The organism is Rhodococcus sp. 15-649-2-2 (assembly GCF_002258645.1).
Taxonomy (GTDB): Bacteria; Actinomycetota; Actinomycetes; order Mycobacteriales; family Mycobacteriaceae; genus Rhodococcoides.
The window spans coordinates 79,758-101,406 of sequence record NZ_NPFM01000026.1; the positions used below are offsets into that span (position 1 = coordinate 79,758).

The 21,649-nt window shown below is 62.3% G+C and carries 19 protein-coding genes; 16 read left to right on the plus strand and 3 right to left on the minus strand.

Annotated elements, in window-relative coordinates; genetic code table 11:
- Positions 1 to 58: 58 nt before the first annotated feature.
- Positions 59 to 1,351, minus strand: coding sequence for an NtaA/DmoA family FMN-dependent monooxygenase (locus tag CH305_RS16975; protein ID WP_094704332.1), 1,293 nt, complete (start codon positions 1,349 to 1,351; stop codon positions 59 to 61).
- Between the two features lie 418 nt (positions 1,352 to 1,769).
- Here CH305_RS16975 and CH305_RS16980 point away from each other — a divergent pair, with 418 nt between their 5' ends.
- From CH305_RS16980 to CH305_RS17040, 12 genes are all read left to right on the plus strand, one after another.
- Positions 1,770 to 2,597, plus strand: coding sequence for an ABC transporter ATP-binding protein (locus CH305_RS16980; RefSeq protein WP_094704333.1), 828 nt, complete (start codon positions 1,770 to 1,772; stop codon positions 2,595 to 2,597).
- Complete coding sequence (locus CH305_RS16985; protein WP_094704334.1) at positions 2,594 to 3,637, plus strand: ABC transporter permease; 1,044 nt, start codon at positions 2,594 to 2,596, stop codon at positions 3,635 to 3,637. The genes CH305_RS16980 and CH305_RS16985 overlap by 4 nt, the downstream gene beginning before the upstream one ends.
- Entirely contained in the window at positions 3,637 to 4,521 is an 885-nt protein-coding gene (locus CH305_RS16990; protein ID WP_052077540.1) for an ABC transporter permease, read from the plus strand. The genes CH305_RS16985 and CH305_RS16990 overlap by 1 nt, the downstream gene beginning before the upstream one ends.
- Positions 4,522 to 4,655: 134 nt before the next feature.
- Complete coding sequence (locus CH305_RS16995; RefSeq protein WP_094704335.1) at positions 4,656 to 6,311, plus strand: ABC transporter substrate-binding protein; 1,656 nt, start codon at positions 4,656 to 4,658, stop codon at positions 6,309 to 6,311.
- Between the two features lie 183 nt (positions 6,312 to 6,494).
- Positions 6,495 to 7,802, plus strand: a complete 1,308-nt coding sequence (locus CH305_RS17005) for an NtaA/DmoA family FMN-dependent monooxygenase (RefSeq protein ID WP_094704337.1) — start codon at positions 6,495 to 6,497, stop codon at positions 7,800 to 7,802.
- Between the two features lie 33 nt (positions 7,803 to 7,835).
- Positions 7,836 to 9,149, plus strand: coding sequence for an NtaA/DmoA family FMN-dependent monooxygenase (locus CH305_RS17010; RefSeq protein WP_094704338.1), 1,314 nt, complete (start codon positions 7,836 to 7,838; stop codon positions 9,147 to 9,149).
- A 37-nt stretch (positions 9,150 to 9,186) separates the two neighbouring features.
- Entirely contained in the window at positions 9,187 to 10,476 is a 1,290-nt protein-coding gene (locus tag CH305_RS17015) for an NtaA/DmoA family FMN-dependent monooxygenase (RefSeq protein WP_094704339.1), read from the plus strand.
- Between the two features lie 83 nt (positions 10,477 to 10,559).
- On the plus strand, positions 10,560 to 11,996 hold the full coding sequence (locus CH305_RS17020; protein WP_143545290.1) for an MFS transporter: 1,437 nt from the start codon (positions 10,560 to 10,562) through the stop codon (positions 11,994 to 11,996).
- Positions 11,993 to 13,282: an NtaA/DmoA family FMN-dependent monooxygenase gene (locus CH305_RS17025; RefSeq protein ID WP_094704341.1), complete on the plus strand. Its 1,290-nt coding sequence runs from the start codon at positions 11,993 to 11,995 to the stop codon at positions 13,280 to 13,282. The genes CH305_RS17020 and CH305_RS17025 overlap by 4 nt, the downstream gene beginning before the upstream one ends.
- Complete coding sequence (locus CH305_RS29505; protein ID WP_094704342.1) at positions 13,282 to 14,721, plus strand: MFS transporter; 1,440 nt, start codon at positions 13,282 to 13,284, stop codon at positions 14,719 to 14,721. Before CH305_RS17025 ends, CH305_RS29505 begins: the two co-directional genes overlap by 1 nt.
- The gene (locus CH305_RS17035; RefSeq protein WP_373454570.1) at positions 14,718 to 15,881 is read left to right on the plus strand and encodes an NtaA/DmoA family FMN-dependent monooxygenase; all 1,164 of its coding nucleotides are present in this window, start codon (positions 14,718 to 14,720) and stop codon (positions 15,879 to 15,881) included. Before CH305_RS29505 ends, CH305_RS17035 begins: the two co-directional genes overlap by 4 nt.
- Positions 15,878 to 17,206 (plus strand): NtaA/DmoA family FMN-dependent monooxygenase, encoded by a 1,329-nt coding sequence (locus CH305_RS17040; RefSeq protein ID WP_094704344.1) that lies wholly within the window; start codon positions 15,878 to 15,880, stop codon positions 17,204 to 17,206. The genes CH305_RS17035 and CH305_RS17040 overlap by 4 nt, the downstream gene beginning before the upstream one ends.
- Positions 17,207 to 17,249: 43 nt before the next feature.
- Here the strand turns inward: CH305_RS17040 and CH305_RS17045 are convergent, their stop codons facing one another.
- Positions 17,250 to 18,101, minus strand: coding sequence for a GntR family transcriptional regulator (locus tag CH305_RS17045; RefSeq protein WP_094704345.1), 852 nt, complete (start codon positions 18,099 to 18,101; stop codon positions 17,250 to 17,252).
- Positions 18,102 to 18,381: 280 nt separating this feature from the next.
- Between CH305_RS17045 and CH305_RS17055 the strand changes: the two genes are divergently transcribed.
- From CH305_RS17055 to CH305_RS29755, 4 genes are all read left to right on the plus strand, one after another.
- The gene (locus tag CH305_RS17055; protein ID WP_094704346.1) at positions 18,382 to 19,299 is read left to right on the plus strand and encodes an ABC transporter ATP-binding protein; all 918 of its coding nucleotides are present in this window, start codon (positions 18,382 to 18,384) and stop codon (positions 19,297 to 19,299) included.
- 105 nt (positions 19,300 to 19,404) lie between these two features.
- Positions 19,405 to 19,710, plus strand: a complete 306-nt coding sequence (locus tag CH305_RS17060) for a hypothetical protein (RefSeq protein ID WP_143545291.1) — start codon at positions 19,405 to 19,407, stop codon at positions 19,708 to 19,710.
- Between the two features lie 24 nt (positions 19,711 to 19,734).
- Positions 19,735 to 20,499, plus strand: a complete 765-nt coding sequence (locus CH305_RS17065) for a hypothetical protein (protein ID WP_143545292.1) — start codon at positions 19,735 to 19,737, stop codon at positions 20,497 to 20,499.
- A 343-nt stretch (positions 20,500 to 20,842) separates the two neighbouring features.
- On the plus strand, positions 20,843 to 21,151 hold the full coding sequence (locus CH305_RS29755) for a restriction endonuclease (RefSeq protein WP_094704349.1): 309 nt from the start codon (positions 20,843 to 20,845) through the stop codon (positions 21,149 to 21,151).
- On the opposite strand, the gene CH305_RS17075 is transcribed toward CH305_RS29755, so the two are convergent.
- Positions 21,134 to 21,643: a hypothetical protein gene (locus CH305_RS17075; RefSeq protein WP_143545293.1), complete on the minus strand. Its 510-nt coding sequence runs from the start codon at positions 21,641 to 21,643 to the stop codon at positions 21,134 to 21,136. The genes CH305_RS29755 and CH305_RS17075 overlap by 18 nt on opposite strands.
- Positions 21,644 to 21,649 lie beyond the last annotated feature (6 nt).

Here is a 21,649-nt window from a genome sequence, read left to right on the forward strand (position 1 = left end):
CTGTGAAAACGGTGCACGCTGCGGCGTTAGCGCACGTGGCGATCACAACGCCACCGATTCAGAAGGCGGCGAGGTTCTCGCGGAACGTCATTCGGGAGTAGCCGTCGCGTATTGCCCCGCGTCGACGCAATGCGGGAGCGAGACCGTCGCTGATCTCGGAGATCACTTTTCGGGTCACGGGGGAGGCGATGAGGAATCCGTCGCCGCCGACGAACTCCATTGCCTCGTCCATCTTCTCGGCGACGGTCTCGGCTGTTCCGACGAGTTCCATCGATTCGACGGTCGGATAATTGGCGATGATCTCGCGCAGCGTCTTTCCCGATTTGGCCATGTCCTCGAGCGTGCTCTTGTGGCCGTTGTACTTGGTCAGATCGGGAACCGGTGCGTCGATGTCGAATTGCGAGAAGTCGGTACTGCTGAGATACGACATCGCAGCGAGTACTCCGTCGATGTTGTTCTTCTGGACTTCGCGCATGCGATCGCGCTTGACGACGGCTTCCTCATCGGTGTCCGCCATGATGGGGCTGACCAGGAACAGCACTTTGACGTCGTCCGGCTTGCGGCCGTAATCGACCAGTCGACGGCTGATGTCCTCGCGGTATTCCTTCATCGCGTCGAGTCCGCGGACGTTGGCAATGATGGTGTCCGCGTGCTTGGCACCGAACGCCCGGCCGGCAGGGGAGCCGCCGGCCTGGCAGATCACCGGCCGCCCTTGGGGGCCGCGCGGAACGTTCAACGGGCCACGCGAGGCGTAGTACTTTCCCTCGAAGTCGATCTTGTGGATCTTCTCGTGATCGGCGAACACACCGGACTCCGGGTCGAGGACCAGAGCATCCTCGTCCCATGAATCCCACAGCTGCGACACGACATCGACCCATTCGTCTGCCATCTCGTATCTGAGATCGTGCTCGATCTGCTTGGGTAGTCCGTAGTTCTGCGCGGCTCCGTCGGCACTCGCGGTGACGAGGTTGATTCCGACGCGGCCCTTGGTCACATGATCGAGGGTCGACATCAACCGTGCGGCGAGAAACGGTGGGTAGAACGTCGTCGCGACGGTGGCGATGATGCCGATGCGCTCGGTGGCGTCGGCCATCAGTGGGACGAGTGGCATCGGGTCGAAACGTACGGTGGTCCCGCGTCGAACCGAGCTCTCGAACGTTCCGCGATACACGTCGGACAACACGGAGGAATCCTCGAGCATGATGTAGTCGAATCCGGCGCGGTCCAGGCTCTTTGCCGCGTCGACGAACAGATCGGGGCGACCGATGTCCGACGCCACGTTGCCGGACCACGGTTGGTTCCAGCCGTAGACACCGAAACCCGTGGTGAAGAACCATCCGAGGTGCATCATCGGGCAACGCCCGAGTGGAGTCGATCGGTGGACAACTGCGTCGGCTCGACGCAGTCGGCGGAAGCGTGCTCGTTCATGCCAATCCTTTCGTGATGGTGGGCAACTCATCGGTTGCTCATGAACGAAGCCTGCTGCAGCGGCATTACTGAACGTGGCGCAGGCGTAAATGAGTTATTACGCCGCGAACAACCCCTGCTCGAGCCGTTTGTAGGTTCCGATAACGCCGCTCGTCGCCGGCGCGCAGGGTGGCCGAGACCTACGTCACTGCGGCGTTAATAAAGTTCCGGGGGCTCTGACCAGCGGATTCAGGCGGCGTAATACTTCAGTTACGCCGGAGGTCGTTTTCAGTAATGCGTGTCGAGAAAGCTGTGCGAACAAGCAGCAGATCTGCTGGAGACAACCGGCTTGGAGGATCTTGATGAGTGGCAATTCGCGCACTGCGTACGCCGAGATCGACGTCGAACACCTGGGCAAGAGTTTCGATCGCACGGGATCCAGCGCACCGGCCGTGAACGACATCGACATGACGATCACGTCGAGTTCGGCAATCGGAATCGTCGGTGAGTCGGGATCCGGCAAGTCGACGTTGGTTCGGATGATGTGCGGGCTGCTTTCACCCACGACGGGTTCGGTGCGCTACAACGGAGCCGAACTGAACGGGGTGCTGTCCTCGAAGTCAGGCAGGCGTCAATTCAGGTCGAAGGTGCAGTATGTCGCGCAGGACACGACATCGTCCTTCGATCCGCGCCGAACATTGCGTGATGCGGTGCGGCTACCTGCCGTCCGGCTTCTCGGTATGGACAACAAGGCCGCAGACGCACGAGTGGACGAGACATTGGAGTCACTCGAAATCCACCCCGCGATGGCGGACCGATATCCCTCGGAGGTCTCGGGAGGTCAACGGCAGCGTTTTTCGATTGCTCGGGCGTTGGTCGTTCGGCCCCGGATCTTGCTGTGCGACGAGGTGGTGTCCGCATTGGACGTCTCGGTTCAGGGCGCAATCCTGAACATGCTTCGTCGGTACTGCATCGAATCGGAATGCGGACTGGTCTTCGTCTCGCACGGACTTCCCGCTACGGCGTTCATCGCCCGCGACCTCGTAGTCATGCGGAACGGAGTCGTCGTCGAGCAGGGCAGCACCGACGATGTCGTCGAGCGACCACAGGACCCGTACACGGCGGCGTTGCTCGACGCGTACCGCGGTGACGAAGCAGTCGAGCAACTCGCCGTGGCGGCAGCGCGATGAAGACATTTCTCGGACGTCAACGGTGGTGGCTCGGCCGAGTGGCCGTCCTACCGCTGCATCTGTTGGTCTTCGCGGTCGCCGCTTTCTTCCTGGTACGCGCTATCCCGGGTGACCCGGCCCGCGAAGTGGTCGGTCCGGAAGCCACCGAAGCCGATTATCTGGCGACGAAGGCCGAGCTCGGTCTCGACGGCAGCCTGTGGTCTCAGTTGATGTCGTATCTGAGCGACCTACTGCACTTCGACCTCGGCAACGCGATCATGACCGGTAGGCCGGTGACAACCGATATCGCAGACCGGCTACCGGGCACGCTCGAACTCGCAGGAATTGCGTTCTTCTTTCTCCTGGCGATCACCTTGCTGCTGTCGGCAGTAGTCGTCTCCCGGCCCAGATCCATTGCTGCGCGGGCTGTTCGCGGCTATGCCCAAGCAGCGGGAGCCGTTCCGGAATTCGTCGTCGGAGTGGTCGGAATCTTCCTGTTCTACGCCACGCTGCAGGTGGTTCCCGCCCCTACCGGCCGAGTGCGGGCCGGATTGACCGAACCCGAGCCGCTCACCTCGTTCCCGCTGCTCGACGCGATTCTCCGTGGAGACACCGTTGTGGTGTCCTCGATGATCTCGCACCTGCTGCTCCCGATCGCTGTGCTGGTGCTCTCGGTCACCCCGATTCTGCTCAAACAGCTTCTGACAGCTCTCGATTCGAGCCTCACCGCGCAACCGACGATGTTCAAGATCGCCACCGGCTCGGCCCGCAAATACATCTATGCAAGTGCGTACCGGCGCGCATTGCCGCCGACCGTCGCGCTGTTCGGCATGGTCTTCGGCTCTCTTCTCGGTGGTGCGGTCATCCTCGAGACCCTGTTCGGCCTCGGCGGCATGGGCCGATACGCCGTCGAGGCAGTCGCGGCGACGGATCTGATTGCGCTGCAGGGGTTCCTGCTCGTCGTCGCGGCAATTTCACTGGTCGTGTTCCTGTGTGTCGATCTCGTCAACATGTTGCTCGACCCGCGGCGCAAGCCGGGCCGAGCAGGAGGTGGTTCCTGATGGTTGCTCTGGTACCGAAGAAAGTCGAGTCCGATACTCGCAGTGCGAGACGGCCGACTCGAAGGTCGGTCTCGGTCGGCACTGTCCTGCTCTTCGTTCCGCTGGCCGTGATTCTGCTGATCACCCTGATCGGGCCGTGGATCGTCCCGTTCGATCCGACCAAGGTCGTCGGTGCACCCTCTCTGTCACCGGATTCCGAGTTTCTTCTCGGCACCGACTCCAACGGCCTCGACGTGTTCTCACGCACCATCGCCGGGGCCCGCATCGACGTGACGATCGCCCTCGCCGTCACGGTTGCCGCCACCGTGGCGGGAATTCTGATCGGACTCACCATCGGAATGAACGAGGCCGGACGCGGACTGGGCGGCTTGCTGGCTCGCGGCGCGGCGCGCTTCCTCGATCTGCTCGAAGCCGTTCCCACAGTGATCGTCGCCTTGGTTGTCGTGTCGTTCTTCGGAACGTCCTCGATCACCATGATTTTCACGCTCTCGATCATTCTCGCGCCGATTCAGGCCAGGCTCGTCCGTACCGAAGTACTGCGGGTGCGCGGCGACGCGTATCTCGATGCCGCCCGTCAGGCAGGACTGTCCGAGACGCAACTGGTGTTCCGACACGTATTGCCCAATTCGTCGGTTCCGGCGCTGCAGAACGCGTCGGTCGTGTTCGGCATGACGATCATTCTCACCGCAGCGCTCGGCTTTCTCGGTGTCGGTCTGCCGCCGCCCACCCCCGAATGGGGTTCTATGATCACCCGCGGCGCAGGCGACGCCGCCATCGGAAAGCTCTGGTCGGCAGGCGCTCCCGCGTTCGCGCTGTGTCTGACCGTCGCCTCGGTGGCCATCGTCGGTCGCAGGCTGACCAAGGGCACCCGCCGCTCCCACTGACTGCGGCCATCTGCCACAACGGACAGTGCGGTCCGCGAAAACCTCTCTAGTCCCTCATCTCACGCGATCGAAGCCACCGGCTCGACCGGCGATGACACCTGCACTCGTGCACCGAAGAAGGAGAACAAACTCTCGTGAAAACCTCTCATCGTCTTTCCATCGGACTCAGGTGGACGGTCCCGCTGCTCGTCGGTGCCCTCGCCTTGAGCGCTTGCTCGGACGGCGGAACCGAGTCCTCGGCGTCGACTCCCGGTGAGATCGTCGTCGTGACACCGGACCAGGCGTCGAATGTGGTGCGCGACTACGGCTACACCGCAGGCACCGACAATCAGGACGTCACCAACAACATGCACGCGCAGCTGATTCGTAAGCCGTACGTCGAGGAGGACGGCTCGGATGCGTTGGTACAGGACTACTACAATTTCGAGCCGTACCTGGCCGAGAGCTACGACGTCAGCCCCGACCAACTCGTCTACACCTTCTCCCTGAAGCAGGGCGTGATGAGCGAGCACGGCAACGAGCTCGACGCCGATGACGTGCTGTGGTCCTTCGAGCGCAAGTTCGCCACCCCGGGTGGCGGTATGGCCGGCTATTACAAGCCGATGTTGACCGACCCGGCGACCCAGATCAAGAAGGTCGACAACTACACCGTCAGTTTCACGGTGCAGAAGGCCGGCTACGGATTGACCCTGCTGGCGAACCTCGCCGAGAACATCGGGTCGATCTACGACAGCAACTACCTCATCGAGAACGCCACTCCCGAGGACCCGTACGCCGTCGCGTGGGGTGCCGAGGACATGATGCGCGGCAACTTCGGTTACGGCGCATACATGTTGGAGTCCGTCACTCCCGGCCAGGAGATCGTCATGACGGCGAACCCCAACTTCGTTCTCGGTGAGCCCGAGGTGAAGCGCATGATCCGACGCGTCGTGGCGGACCCCGCGACACGAGCGAACATGGTCACCCGCGGCGACGCGGATGTCGCCCTGGCGCTGCGCTCGTCGGACCAGGCCACGTTGGAGAGCAACGACGCCGTGACCGTCCCGACGACGACATCGAATCAGTACCTGTTGTTCTCGATGAACACCACCACCGCGCCGTTCGACGACGTGCGTGTCCGCCAGGCGATGGCCTACGCGATCCCGTACGACCAGATCATGTCCGACGTCTTCTTCGGCAGGGCCTACAAGTACAACCACGTACTCGACGACAAAGCGCCGAACTGGGACGGGAGCGATCTTCCCCAGTACGACAGCGACCCCGAGCGAGCCAAGTCGCTGCTGGCGGAGGCCGGCTTGACCGATGGTCTTGCGTTCACCCTCAGTGTCAACAATCAGCTTCCGGCGGCGCAGGACACGGCGATTCAGATCCAGTCGTTTGCGGCCGAAGCGGGCATCGACGTCACGATCGCGGAAGTGCCTGCAGCGCAGCTCAATGCCGACACCTTGGCCGGAAAGGTCCAGGCCAGCCTCAGTATCGGTGCATCGGTGACGATGACTCCGCCGTACTCGCTGCAGTTGCTCACGCAGCCGGGTGGTGGCTCCAACATCGCGCTGTGGAACGACCCCGAGTTTCTCGCGATGGTGGATCAAGGACTCGATGCCGGTGATGCACTGAGCCCCGAGGCCGGGGTGTTCTGGAATCAGGCAGAGCTGCGCATGACCGAGCAGGCGCCCTACATCTTCATCGCCAGGGTGCGGCCGTCGGTGGCGCTCGAGGCCGGCATCGGCGGGTTCGTACAGCGCACCGATTTCCGGATCGACTACTCGAATCTGACGCTCGGTTCGTAGAGCGCACTCCCGAAGGCAGTTCGGTCGGTGGTCATATCGGGCTTCCCGACCGAACTGCGTGCGGAAACGCCCGTGATCCGCGGCGAAATCCGACGGCTACCGAGAACGTGGCCGGGCGAAACATCCGCGCGGTGTAGTTGACCGACACCGAGGAAGAACGACCAGCGAGGAACGAATGTGACCATGACAGACAACAGATTTCATCTCGGTTGGTTCGGCAGCTTCGTACCGACGTCCTGGAATACCGCGTTCGAGGGTTCCGACAGTGGGGATTGGCTGAACGGAGACTTCTACGTCGACTTCGCCAAGACACTCGAACGTGCGTGCTTCGACTTTCTGCTCCTCGAAGATTCGTCGATGGTCTCGGATACGTACGGTGGCAGTTCGGAAGCAACCCTCAAGACCGGCGGGTGGGCACCGAAGGGTGATCCGATGGCGTTGGCTCCCTTGCTCACCCGGGCCACCAGCCATCTCGGTATCGCCTTGACCGCCTCGACCTCCTTCTATCCGCCTTACCTTCTCGCACGCTCGATCTCCTCGCTCGATCACCTGTCCTCGGGTCGTATCGGGTGGAACGTGGTGACGTCCAGCGAAGATCGTGCGGCTCAGAACTTCGGTATGGACGCGCTACCTCCGCACGACGAGCGCTACGTACGCGCCGACGAGTACGTGGAGCTGGTCGAAAAGCTGTGGGACTCGTGGGACGCCGACGCTGTGGTGATGGACCGCGAGACGTCCACCTACGTCGACCACACCAAGGTTCACACCATCGACTTCCAGGGCAAGTACTACTCCTCGCGCGGGCCGCTCAACACGCTGCCGTCACCGCAGGGGCGACCGGTCATCACGCAGGCGGGCGGTTCACCGGCAGGCCGCGACTTCGCGGCCAAGCACGCCGACATGATCATGGCCCTGCCCAAAGGTGTTGCCGCGATGAAGGAGTACCGAGCCGACATCCGGCGCCGGATGGCGCTGCACGGCCGCGATCCCGATTCGGCAAAGGTGATGTACGTGGTCTCGCCCATCCTCGGTGAGACGCACGAGGACGCGCTGGCACGCCAGCAGCGCAAAGCCGAGGCCGTGCGCGCCAACCCGGCCGGCGTCCTGGTCGGCTGGTCGGCGAGCATGGAGATCGACTTCTCCACGTTCGATCTCGACAAGCCGATGCCCGAGGACGTACACACCAACGGGCACCAGTCCACGCTGGAGAACTTCCGCAACTGGGCCGACGGCCGCACGCTCCGCGAGGCCTGCGTTGCGTACCGAACCGAATCGATGGAGCTGGTCGGTACACCAGATGCTGTTGCCGCGCAGATGGGCGACGCCATGGCCGAGGTCGGCGGGGATGGGTTCCTGATCTGGAGCCAGCCGCACAACCGACGGTACATCGGTGAGATCGCCGACGGACTCGTGCCCGCTCTGCAGAGTCGTGGCCTGATGCGCACCGAGTACAGCAGCGATCATCTGCGCGACAACCTGCTCGAATTCTGACCCTTTCACTCGTTTCGTATCTGGAGAAAAACTATGATTGCCAACAAATTTCACCTCGGATGGTTCCTCGGAGCCGGCTTCGGCGTCCAGTCCTGGAACCAGCCGTGGTCGGGTACCGGTGCGACCGACTGGATGATGCCCGATCAGTACGTGGACCTGGCGCACTCGCTCGAGCGGGCGTGTTTCGACTTCCTCATCATGGAGGATTCGGTGCAGGTCTCGGACACCTACAAGGGTTCGATGGAGTACTACCTGGCAACGGCATCCGCGGCACCGAAACACGATCCTGCCGTCCTCGCCGGAATTCTGTCCTACACGACCAAGCACCTCGGCATCGTTCCGACCCTGACCACCACCTTCTACCACCCGTACACCGTGGCGCGTCTGATGTCGACGCTCGACCATATCGCCGAGGGGCGAATCGGCTGGAACATCGTCACCGGCAGCAACACTCGCGCCGCGCAGAACTACGGATTCGACATGCCCGAGCACGATCTCCGCTACGACATCGCCGACGAGTTCGTCGAGCTCGCCTGCAAACTGTGGGACTCGTGGGAAGACGGAGCGGTGCACGCGGACACCTCGGCGGGCGGCATCTACGCCGACCACGAGAAAGTCAACCGAATCGATTTCGAGGGCAAGTTCTTCAAGTCGAGGGGACCGTTGAACACCATACCCAGCCCGCAACGTCGGCCGGTGTTTCTGCAGGCAGGTGGCTCGGACAAAGGCAAGGAGTTCGCCGCCAAGCATGCCGACGCCATCATCTCCAATCCTCATGGGACCGAGAAGATGCGCCGCTACCGCGAGGACATCCGCCAGGGTGCCGTCGAGGCAGGCCGCAACCCCGACGACGTCAAGGTGATGTACCTGATCTCCCCAATCCTCGGTGAGACGACGGCCGAGGCCAAGGCCAAGCAGAAGCGTCGGGCAGATGCAGCGTCGAGCAACATCGATGCGCTCCTCGCCGGGCGTTCGCACCTGTCCGGTATCGATCTGAGCCAGTTCGACCTCGACGAGCCGTTGCCGGCAGATCTCGAAAGCAACGGGCACCGAAGCAGTTTCGCCGAGTTCAAGGGCGACGGCACGCAGACCCTGCGCGAGCGCATCACCGGCCACAGCGCCATCGACACCCTGGAGTTCGTGGGCACTCCCGACGACGTCGCCGACATGATGGACGGCGTCATGCAGGAGGTAGGCGGCGACGGTTTCCTCATCGCGGGCGCTCCGATGAACCGGCGCTACGTCGCCGAGATCACCGACGGGTTGGTGCCTGCGCTCAAGCGTCGAGGACTGACCCGAACGTCATACGAGCACAGCCACTTCCGCGAGAACCTTCGCGCATTCTGATCGACCGACCGTAGGTCTCGACACAAGAGGAGAAGACATGTTCCACCTTGGTTGGTTCTTGAGCTGGCAGGTGCAGTCGTGGAACCAGATGTGGTCGGGGGAGGGCGGAACCGAATGGAACCACCCCGAGCTGTACATCGACATGACACGATCGCTCGAACGTGCCGGATTCGACTACATCATGTTCGAGGACGGCTCGTTCGTCCCGGACTCGTTCGGTGGTTCCTCGGAGTGGTGGTTGGCCAATGCGCGGTCGGTCCCCAAGCAGGACCCGAACTCGTTGCTGCCCATCCTGAGTCAGCACACCGAGCGTCTCGGCCTCATCGCCACGATGACGACGTCGTTCCATCCGCCGTACATGGCGGCCCGCACGGCAGCAACGCTCGACCACCTCAGCAACGGGCGCGCCGGGGTCAATCTGGTGACCTCACACAATGTTCGGACGGCACAGAACTTCGGCTACGAGGAAATGTTCGAGCACGACCACCGGTACGAGATGGCCGACGAATGGATCGATCTCGTCAAGCAACTGTGGTCCTCGTGGGAGCCGGATGCGGTTCGGCTCGACCGAGAAGCGGGCGTCTTCGCCGATTTCGCGAAGGTCCACAACATCGATTTCAAGGGCAAGTACCACTCGTCCCGTGGGCCGATCAACACCACTCCGACGCCGCAGGGCCGACCGGTGATCTGCCAGGCCGGCGGTTCGCCTGCAGGGCGCGGCTTCGCGGCCAAGCATGCCGAGACCATTCTGGCTCAGGTCGAGAGTGTCGAGGCCATGAAGACGTATCGCGACGACGTCCGGGCCCGCATGATCGTGGAGGGCCGGGACCCGGATTCGTGCAAGATCATGTTCATCGTCAGCCCGGTACTCGGTGAGACCGAGCAAGAGGCGCAGGACAAGAACGAGCGGATCCTCGACGGCTTCCGCAACAACATCGACGTCAATCTGGCCTCGATGTCCTATGCGAGCGGTATCGACTTCTCGAAATTCGATCTGGACGCGCCGATTCCCACCGTCGAGACCAATGCGGGCCGGGGAACGATGGCCCTGATCGGTGCCAACACCACCGGGATGACACTGCGCGAGGCTGCCAGTTCGGACATCAGGAAGTCCGTCCAACTGATCGGCACAGCCGACGCGGTGGCGGAGCAGATGGGCGATATCGCGGCCGAGGTCGGCGGTGACGGCTTCCTCATCGCGGGAAGCGTGAACCGGCGGTACATCAGCGAGATCACCGACGGTCTGGCACCCGAACTGCGTAAGCGTGGACTGATTCGTGACGGATATGCGCACGAGTTGTTCCGCGACAACCTGATGGACTTCTGATCGTCGCTGCAGGGGTCGGCCCGTCGACGCAGGTGCGACCCGACTCGTATCCCTGGCGCGTGCTGTCGGTCACCGGACTCGGGATGAGCATCACGTTCGTATCGGTGTCGATGCTCCCCGTCGCTCTTCCGGATATGAGCGCGGGACTCGGAGCCTCTGCAGCGCAAACCGATTGGTTCATGCTCGCCTACCTTCTCACCACAGCAGTGTTCATTCTGGTGCTCGGTAAACTCGCCGATCTCGTCGGCCGACGCCCGGTCTACCTCGCCGGCTTGGCCTGCCTGACCGTCAGCGCCGCGGTCATCGCGATGGCGAGTGACCCGGACGTCGTGATCGGGCTGCGGGTGGTGCAGGGTATCGGCGCTGCGGCGGTGATCACCAACACCACTGCGCTTCTCGTCGACGCGTTCGAGCCGCACAAGCTCTCGATCGGCATCGGCTGGAACATCACGATCATGTCGCTCGCCGTCTCCATCGGCCCGCTGCTCGGCGGCGTGGTGACCGAAACCGTCGGATGGCGTGGAGTATTCGGAATCGTCGTTCCCCTCGGTGTCGTCGGAACAGTGTGGGCCTGGCTCACTCTGCGCCGGACTCCGCGGCCGAAGGCCGGGGCACCCCTGGACTACGCAGGCGCAGTGGGATCGATGGTCATCCTCGGCGGCCTGGTCTACGGGGTTAATCGTGGTGGCAGTGACGGTTTCGGTGCGTGGCAGTCGGTGGCACCGCTCGCGTGCGTCGTGGTCGCGGTGCCGCTGTTCTGGTGGTGGGAGAAGCGAGCCGCGGATCCGATCGTGGATCCGAAGCTACTGATGGACAGATTCCGGGGGAGTGCCTACACCGCATCGTTTCTGGTGACGATGGCGGAAGGCGCGGTGGCGGTGACCATGTCGCTGTACCTGCAGAGTGTCCGGGGCTCGAGTCCTATCGACGCCGGATTGCAGATCACCGCGCTTGCCGTCGGCACCACGGTGATGTCGCCGATCGCGGGCACACTGGCCACCCGGGTATCGACGAGGACGTTGACGACGGTGTCCACGCTCGGCACCGCAGCAGTCCTGACCGTGCTTGCCCTGCATATAGCGGGTCCGGCCCAAGGCATTCCCGTTGTTGCCCTGCTGTTCGCCCTCGGTCTCAGTGGCGGGATCTTCAAGACGGCCAATGCGTCGGCGATCAACGTGGGCGTGGCACCGAACCGTTCGGGAATGGCGAACGGACTTCGGGTGTCCCTCGACAACACTGCGGTCACCCTCAGCACGGCGCTCGCTCTGGTGCTCGCAGTGTCTGCACTTCCGCCTGCGCTGCGCGAGTTGGTGTACTCCGGCGACAGCGACATGTTGCCGGACGGCGGATCCGATTCGTTGACAACGGGATTCGTCATCGCCGTGGCCGCCATGGCATTCGCAGCGCTACTGGCGAGCGTGGCGTCGGGCCTGCGCGGAATTCACCCGAAAGAACCCGCCGAGCTGTCTCGGCTGCACAGAAGTGATCTACCCACATCGAGAGCAAGGAGCACGGCATGACCAAATTTCATCTGGGGTGGTTCACCAACTTCTCCAACCCGCCGTGGAACACCACCTGGGCCGGCGACGAAGGCAAGACCTGGGCCAACGGCGAATTGCACGTCGACTTCGCTCGGTCACTGGAACGAGCCTGCTTCGACTACATCATGCTCGAGGACTCCTCGATGGTCTCCGACGCCTTCGAGCAGACGTCGAGGGTGGACCTGAAGTACGGCCTGTATGCACCGAAACACGATCCGGTGACGCTGGTTCCGGTGCTGACGGCGTCGACGAAGCACATCGGCATCATCGCGACGTGTTCGACGTCCTTCTACCCGCCGTGGCTACTTGCGCGCCGGTTCTCCACCCTGGATCACCTCAGCGGCGGGCGCGTCGGCTGGAATGTCGTGACGTCCAGCGAGGACCGCGCCGCGCAGAACTACGGTATGGACAAGCTGGCCGAGCACGACCAACGGTACGAGCGCGCCGACGAGTTCGTCGATCTCGTCAAGCAGTTGTGGGCTTCGTGGGAGGAGGACGCGATGGTCCTCGACCGGGACACCGGCACGTACGTCGACCACACGAAGGTCCATGTCACGAACTTTCGCGGCAAGTACCACGCATCTCGCGGACCGCTGAATCTGCCGCGGTCACCGCAGGGCGAGCCGGTGATCTGCCAGGCCGGCGGCTCACCGCGCGGTCGCGAATTCGCCGCCCGCAACGCAGAGACCATCCTCAGCGCAGCCAAGGACCCGGTCGCGATGAAGGCATTTCGCGACGACATCAGGATGCGGATGGAGAAGGCCGGGCGTGATCCCGACAGCTGCAAGATCATGTTCATCACGCAGCCGGTGCTGGCCGACACCGAATCCGATGCCCGCGCCAAGGTGGAGCGGATGTCCGCCGATGTCGATTCACGCATCGAGTCGGCGCTCGGCCACATCTCGGCGCTGACCGAGATCGACCTGTCGACGTACGAGCTGGACGAGGAGTTCCCCGAGCTCTCCACCAACGGGCACCGGACGACGCTCGGTGACTTCCTGTCCTACGGAAACACACCCCGCACAGCGGCATTGGGTTGGACCATGAAGAACGTGCACTACGTCGGCACCCCTGACTCCGTTGCCGAGCAGATGGGCGAGACGATGGACTTCGTCGGGGGTGACGGATTCCTGATCACCGGCAACATAGGTCGACGCTACGTCGGCGAGATCACCGAAGGCCTCGTCCCTGCGCTGCAGCGACGTGGACTCGTCCGCACCGAATACGAGCACGACATGTTTCGTGAGAATCTCATGTCCTTCTGATGCGGTTGCTGCGCAGAGATTCGGTGGTGCCGGGGCCGGTGTATGCGTTGGCGTTCGTCAACGTGTGCATCGGTCTCGGCTACGGCGTTGTGGCTCCGGTCATTCCGGTCTTCGCCCGGGATTTCGGGGTGTCCGATCTGGCGGCGTCCTCGGTGGTGAGCATCTACGCCTTCACCCGAGTGTTGTCGTCGTTCGGCGCATCTCGTCTGTTGATGCGGTTCGACGAACGCACGATCCTCACCGCGGGGCTGCTGCTGGCGGCCACCTCGTCGCTGGCGGCAGCATTCGCTCCGACGTTTCTCTCACTGTTGTTGCTCCGGGCCGTCGGCGGCGTTGGAACTGCGATGTTCACCGTGGCCGGGCAGCAGTTGCTCTTCCGCTACAGCACCCCGGAAACCGGGGGTAGAACTGCGTCCGTCTTCCAGTCCGGCTTCCTCATCGGCGGGGTACTGGGCCCGGTGATCGGCGGTGCGGTCGCTTTGGTCTCGCTTCGGGCTCCGTTCCTGACGCACGCACTGACGCTGATCGTCGGGGTCGCCGTTGTATGGTTCGCGTTCCGATCGAGTGACAGGAAGGACGCCGCGAACGGTGTCGTGCACGATACGACGACCCGACCGGAACCGATGACCCTGCGAAGTGCTCTCGGCCACCGCGGATTCCGCGCGTCCATCGCGTCGAACTTCGCCAACGGCTGGGTCGGCAACGGGGTGCGGTTCACCCTCATCCCACTGTTCGTTGCGACGGTGATCGGCGGCAGCCCCTTCGTCTCGGGTCTGGTTCTCGTCGTCGGAGCCGTCGTGCAGATCGTCGTCGTCAAACCTGCAGGCAGGCTCGTCGACAGCTGGGGTCGACGGCCCATGCTGGCCTTCGGGTCCGCGCTGATCCTGCTCGGGCTCGTCGTTCTCGCTCTCGTTCCCACACTGCCGATCCTCGTGCTGACGATGGTGTTGTGGGGAGTGGGCGGCACGTGCGCCATGGTCGCCAGCGCCGCGACCGTCGGCGACGTGCTGGCAGGGCGAGGCGGCAGTCCCATTGCCGTGTACCAGGTCACGTTCGATGTCGGCACCATGCTCGGCCCGCTCGTCGCCGGCGCTGTCGTCGCCCAGGCGTCCTACTCACTCGCCTTTACTGCGTGTATCCCCGTCGCGGCATTGGCCGTCCTACTGGCGCTTCGACCCTGGCGGACCGTCGCTCTGTCGACCCCCGAATCGAAGGTGGTCGTCACCGAGGAGTCCGCCGTCCCTGCCCCGACCATTCACGACCACCACTTTGGAAAAGAGGATCGATGTCACAACCGTTCACTCTCGGTTGGTTCACCAACTACCTCGTCCCCGACTGGACCGGACCCTTTGCCGGAACCGGTGGAACGGACTGGGTCGACGGCACTTTCGCTGTCGACGTCGTGCGCGCGCTCGAGCGAGCGGGAATCGACTTCGTGATGCTGGAGGATTCGACCGCGCTGACCGATATCTACGGCGGCACGTTCGAGTCCGAACTCAAGTGGACACCGCGAGCGCCGAAGCATGACCCGATGGCGCTGGCCTCACGACTGGCGTACGAGACCGACAGAATCGGCATCGTCGTCACCGCGTCCACGAGTTTCTACCCACCGTTCCTGCTCACCCGGTTGCTGTCTACGCTCGACCATCTCAGTCGTGGCCGGATGGGGTGGAACATCGTCACCTCGACCGGTGACCGTGCGGCACAGAATTTTGGCAAGGACACGCTGCCGACCCACGATGCCCGGTACGAGATCGCCGAGGAATTCGTCGACGTCGCTAACCAGCTGTGGGCATCCTGGGACGCCGATGCCGCATCCCCGATCGCTCCCGGCCTCGAGTCCTACGTGGACCACACCAAAGTCAGGACCATCGATCATGTCGGCGAACACTTCTCGGTCCGTGGGCCGCTCAACACCTTGCCGAGTCCGCAGGGCAAGCCGGTGCTGTGCCAGGCCGGAGCGTCGAAGTCAGGGATCGATCTCGCCGCACGAGTAGCCGACCTCGTGGTGGCTGCGCCCAAGGGCCGGGATGCGATGCGCGAGTACCGGAACACGGTGCGGGCCCGTGCCGCAGAATTCGGACGCAACCCCGACGACATCAAGGTCCTCTACATGGTGACGCCGATTCTGGGTGAGACCGAGGAGGACGCGAAGCGCAAGGCGGAGCGCTACTACGAGCCCACCGATGCGGCCATCGCACGCCGTTTGATCATGCTGTCCGGCGACATCGACTTCTCCGTGCTCGACGTGGACAAGCCAATTCCGGAGGATCTGAAGACCGAGGGGAGCACCAGCATTCTGGACAACCTGCGGAAATGGGCGAACGGCAGATCGATTCGCGAAACCGTGGCCACCGAACGGACGGAATCCTTGCGACTGGTCGGCACGCCGGCCAGTGTGGCGGACGAGATGGAAAGCGTCATCGACGAGGTCGGCGGAGACGGCTTCCTGTTTTACGGGGGTGGCGGCGGAGTGCTCAATCGTCGCTACGTCGACGACGTGTGCGACGGGCTGATGCCCGAACTCGCACGACGCGGCGTCGCAGGCACCGGATATCGCGGCAGCAATCTCCGTGAGCATCTGGCAGGTGCCCGATGAGCACACCACGCATGCATCTGGGCTGGTTCACCAGCTTTCGTCCACCGGTGTGGAGCTCGCACTGGACCGGATCCGATTCCGACTCCTGGGCCGACGGGCGTTTTCACGTCGAGATGGCCCAGGCGCTCGAGCGTGCAGGATTCGACTATCTGATGCTCGAGGACTCGTCGATGGTGTCCGACATCTACGGCGGCACCACGGAGTTCGACCTGGCGAAGGCGCAGTATGCGCCGAAGCACGACCCGGTTGCGCTGGTGCCGATGTTGGCCGCGGCAACGTCGAGACTCGGGATCGTCACCACGATGTCCACCAGCTTCTACCCGCCGTATCTGCTGGCACGGGTGGTCTCGACTCTCGATCACATGTCTCACGGACGGGTCGGGTGGAACGTGGTGACCTCGAGCGAGGACCGCGCCGCTCAGAACTTCGGAATGGACGCTCTCCCTCCCCACGACGAACGGTACGAGCGAGCAGAGGAATTCGTCGAGGCTGTCGACGCTCTGTGGAACTCGTGGGAACCGGATGCTCTGGTGATGGATGCCGCGTCGAACACCTACGTCGATCACACGAAGGTGCACGACGCCAACTACGTCGGCAAGTTCCACCGCACCCGCGGCCCACTCAACACGCTGCCGATGCCGCAGGGCCGGCCGGTGATCTGCCAGGCCGGTGGATCACCGCGCGGACGCGCATTCGCCGCGCGCAATGCGGACACGATCATCTGCCAGGCCCAGGGCATCGAAGCGATGAAGGCTTATCGCGACAATGTTCGAGCGATGGCGTCGGACGCCGGTCGCGATCCGGATTCGATCAAGATTCTCTACATCGTGTCCCCGGTGCTGGGTGAGACCGACAGCGAAGCGCGCGAACTCGATGCACGGTCCCGCGAGGCCACCGATGGGCGCGTGCACGCTGCGCTGGCGCATATTTCCGCGGTGACGGGCAACGACCTGTCGACGATGGATATCGATGCTCCGCCACCGGAGCTGACGACCAACGGGCACCGCACGACGCTCGCGGACTTTCTCGCGGGCTCGGGTAGCAGCAAGTTCAACGAGGACGGAACTCCGAAGACGTTGCGCCAGTTGGCTGCCACGTGGTCAATCACCTCGGTGCCGCTGGTGGGTACTCCCGATACCGTGGCAGAGCAGATGGAGGACGTCATCGATGCAGTCGGCGGCGACGGCTTCCTCATGACCGGTCGGCTCGGGCGTCGGTACTACACCGAGGTGACCGACGGTCTGGTGCCCGCGCTGCGTCGCCGCGGATTGGTGCGAGACGCATATGCGCACACACAGTTCCGCGACAATCTGCTGGACTTCTGACTGATCGACACCAGGGGGTCGGTATTCGCACGACCCCCTGGTGTCAGTTCAGAGTGGTGGTGCCGGCCGTGACAGTGGATCCGATGATGGCGACTCGATCGGCTCGGAAGTGTGTGAAGCTGAGCTCGGACGGACGGCCATCGGTATCTCGAGTGATCAACTCGCGCAACAATACCGGTGATCCTACCTGCATCTCGAGTAGCTCGGCCGCCCGTTCCTGGCAGGAGATCGCCTCTACCACGGAGCTGCTTCCGCCGTAGGTGGTGCCGAAGATTCGATGATGCGCGACGGCGATCGGTGGGAACTCCGAGTGGTTGCTCTCGATGCGTTCGGTGAACTCGTCGATGTCGAAGTCCGTGATGCAGTAGCCGACGCGAAGGTAGAGCGGCTTTGCGTTCATCCGGCCGATCTGTTCGAGCAGAATCACCGACTCCACGTCGCTACCGATGAACTCCTGAATGACCGCAGGTGCAGTGATGCGCCGGCATTCCAGTGTCTCCACCGTCAGTCGGCCCGCGTCCGGCATGCCCGCCCACGCTCTCGGGCCCACTTCGCCTTCGCGTACGGCCACGATGTCGTGAGCGATCGATGTCCCTGCTCGACGCGCCCGCAGCACGACGCCATCGTCGGCGAGCATCTGAAGTGCCTTGCGCACAGCATTTCTCGTCGCTCCCAACGTCTCGATGAGATGCTGCTCCGAGAGAACCTCGTCGTGCGGCATCGTGCCGCGGCGGATTCCCGAGCGGATCAGTTCGTACACACGGCGGGGGGAGGTTACGGACTTCTCGCCGCGGTTCGATTGCGCGCGAATGTATCTGGCGCGTTGCTCGTCGGCCTGTCTGCGTAGATGGGCGGCAACGGAGCCGGATTGGTCGTCGAAGAAGGGGCGAGTCATCTGTCATCGCCTTTCGGGGATGCGCATGGGAGATCCGAGGTGGCCGCAGCGTCGAGATCACCGATGATGACTACGAGCATATCGGACATCGGCGTTCGACCCGTTGTCAGCGCAGCGGCCTTAACGAAGAAAATTAAGAACAAATACCTGCTCAGGGACGTATGGGCGCGGCGCATGTGCTGCGTAATGCGCTGTTTACCGCCGACGCGGCTCTGGGAAACACCGTGCCGCGACCATGGACACCGTACTTAAATCGACGGCGTATCGGCAGGAGTTCCCTATGACGACAACCGCAGAGCGAGAATCGCTTTCGCTTTCCAGTCGCGATCATGACACCGATGACTACTCGCTGGTAACCGACCGGCCGGTTCTCGGTGTCGAGGATCTCACTGTGACATACGGAACCGGTGACTCTGCGGTGGTCGCGGTGAGGAAGGCATCGTTCGAGATTGCACCCGGCGAGCGAGTTGCTCTGGTGGGTGAGTCGGGTTCGGGGAAGTCGACCTTGGCCATGACGATCGCGGGATTGCTCGACGTATCGGCGGGCGCAACGGTCGAATCGACGCGTCTCGAATTCGAGGGTAGCCCGGCCCGGCCGGAGACCGGTCGCAGCGTGCCACGGCGCACCGACGGAATTGCGATGGTGTTTCAGGACGCCATGACGGCACTCGATCCGGTGTGGACCATCGGGGGCCAGTTCAAGCATGTGCTCGCGGGAGCGGGAATCAAGGGCAGGCGTGAGCGTGCGGATACCACCGCGTACTGGCTGAACAAGGTCGGGCTCTCCGACACGAAGCGGGTGATGCGGAGTCGGCCGTACGAGTTGTCCGGCGGAATGCGTCAACGGGTGATGACGGCTCTGGCGTTGTGCGGGTCTCCGCGACTGCTGATTGCCGACGAGCCGACCAGCGCGCTCGATGCATCTCTTGCTCGCGGAACGATGGAGCTGCTGCAGAACCTGACCCAGGAGCAGGGGACTGCGCTACTCATCGTCAGTCACGACATCAAGCTGTGCCTCGAATTCTCCGACACCATGCTGGTGATGTACCGGGGCGAGTTGGTGGAGCAGAAGGCGTCCGCGGAAATCGTCGCAACCGCGATGCATCCGTACACCAAGGGTCTGTTGGGCTGCGTCCCCACTCTTGCGAACCGTTCGGCGACGAGACTCCCCGTGCTCCGAGATTTCATGCCCGCCTGACCGTCGGGGTCAGTTCCAGGTCGCCTGCTGCATCGACAGCACAAATCCGTGGCCGTCGCCCGCGTCGCAGATCACCGCTTCGAGCGTGTACACCCGGTGTAGCCGTTGAGCGTGATGGATGTGTTGCATTCCAACGAATGTTCGTCTTCGATGAAAACGGGGTGGATTGACAAGGAAACCTCGACGGCTAGGAAGGTAAACGTGGGTGGCGGGGCGTCGAACTGCATCTACTCTCCGACGAACACGAGCATCGTCACCTATCTGGTGTCGGCTCATGGCATCCCGGTTGGATCGACTATCGACTCGGACACCATCGGAATGAAGGTGCCCAAGCTCGACCCAGTGGATGCGCTCACGCGTGAAGCAGTGAGAATCGGCTCGACGAACTGCACGAACGGTCTCGGCGCCTAGCAAGCTGGCCGATATGATCTCGCGGTGATCCTTCTGAACCAGCCACCGCCAAGCGGCGTTCCCGCAGTCCCAACCGAGGCAGTCCCAGACCCATCACCGATAATCATCACTCCGCCCGATGTCATTATCAACACACCGATGCCTGACTTGCCGGGATGGGCGATCCCACTAATTGCCGGAGTATTCACGATTCTTGGTGTTGCCATAAGTTGGTTTGGTAATAAATCCCTGCAAGCGCAGAAGAATGCTGCAGACCAGAAGAGAGAAATCAACAGGACCGCGAGAGAGTGGGCCGACACAGTACTAAAAGAGACTGGCAAGATCGCAGCATGGGCTTTAAAGCAAGAGACTAGGACCTACAAGAAGCCGATGCGTGAAGCGATACGCGAGATACCAGACCTTGTTCAAAACCTCTCAGAATCCATTGGAGACCCCGAAATGCACGCCCCTGCATCTGTGGCCGATGCCGGGAAAGCGCTCATCGCACATACCTATATTATGGTAATGCCAATATGGCACGAAGAGATTAATGCCGAAAACAGGCTTGAATACTATTCAAAACGGCAGGCGCTTGTTAACGCCGTACGCGATTTGGACGGTCTTCCTGCCATAGCGAATAAAGTCACAGAGATGCAACCGTATTCAGAGCATAAGAAGACAATCATGGAACAGACGGGTTTTATGGAAAGCTTTATCTACAAATACGAACAGGAGGTTGCTGAACAGGAAGTGATCCGAAAGCAACAGACCGAAAGAGAGAATGCCGAGGGGGAGTCTGACTCCAAGTAAACACCGCCTTCATCGGGCGGTTTCGTGTGTTGCATTGCGTTGCGTCCCAACGTCGCCTGTTATGAATTGGATGATTTGGGTCTATGCAATGAACTCGGCGGCTTCCTGGGCAGTCTTTTGACCTTCCGCCTTTGCATCAGCCTTGATGTTGCCAGCTTCGAACTTCTCGTCATCGAGGAATTTTCGGGCATTCAGGACGTTCCGAAAAGTTAGTCGAGATCCGTAACGCCGAGAAGTCCACGGCCAGCGCCTCGGTTGACGGCGTAATAGACCGCGTCTATAACCGTGTCACGACTGTTCGTTACTTCTTTGACGAAGATGCGGCAAAAAGTCCCGCTTTCACCTGGCAAGTGCTTGTAACTCTGGCCAAGCGGTACATGATTGCGAATCGTTAACCGGACGCAAGAACGACGGCCCCGGAGCGGATGGTGGGATAGATGTTGATTCTTCTACCGCAGTGGCGCAGGTCAAGCAAACTAGGGCTCAAGTTGGCAGACCAGATGTACAGCGTCTGTACGGGGTCGCCTGCTCTCTGAACAACGTCGCGCTCTTCTTCTCGGCGAATGGTTACAGTCTGGATGCGCGAGCGTGGGCTGATCGGTACGGCGTGGAACTTCACGAGTCCGACCATCGACTAGCCAAGTTCCGATAAGCCACGCGGGCGACTCACGCGTTGGTATGCCTCAGTCATGTCTAACTGCTGCACTTCCGGGTGGGTTAGCAGCTTGTCTGTCACCGTAATGATGCGCCCATTGACGTATGTCCTCACCGAGAAGAGCTTCTCCACTACTGCGCGGTTCATCCCAATCGTATTTGTAAGTTGGAAGTCCGCGTCGAACATAACGATCACAACCGAATCGTATTCGGCGTCTCGGATCGGGCTCACATTCCGTCGAGTACGAGTCCCTGCTTGTCGGACTCCCTTGACTTGGACGCGTTCTCCGCTGTCCGTCAGAACGTCCCACCCCTTCTGGGCAAACGATCCCCGTGTTCCGCCGAAGTGTTCATGAACGATGGCTTCTGCGAGGTCCCCCACCGGGTTGTTGTTCGTTCGCAGGATGTCTCGCGCCTGGAGCTCTGTCATCGTCCCTGCCCATAGACTGAGGAGTTCCTGAACCGACATGGACGTAAGATTGTGCGGCATGGGCGG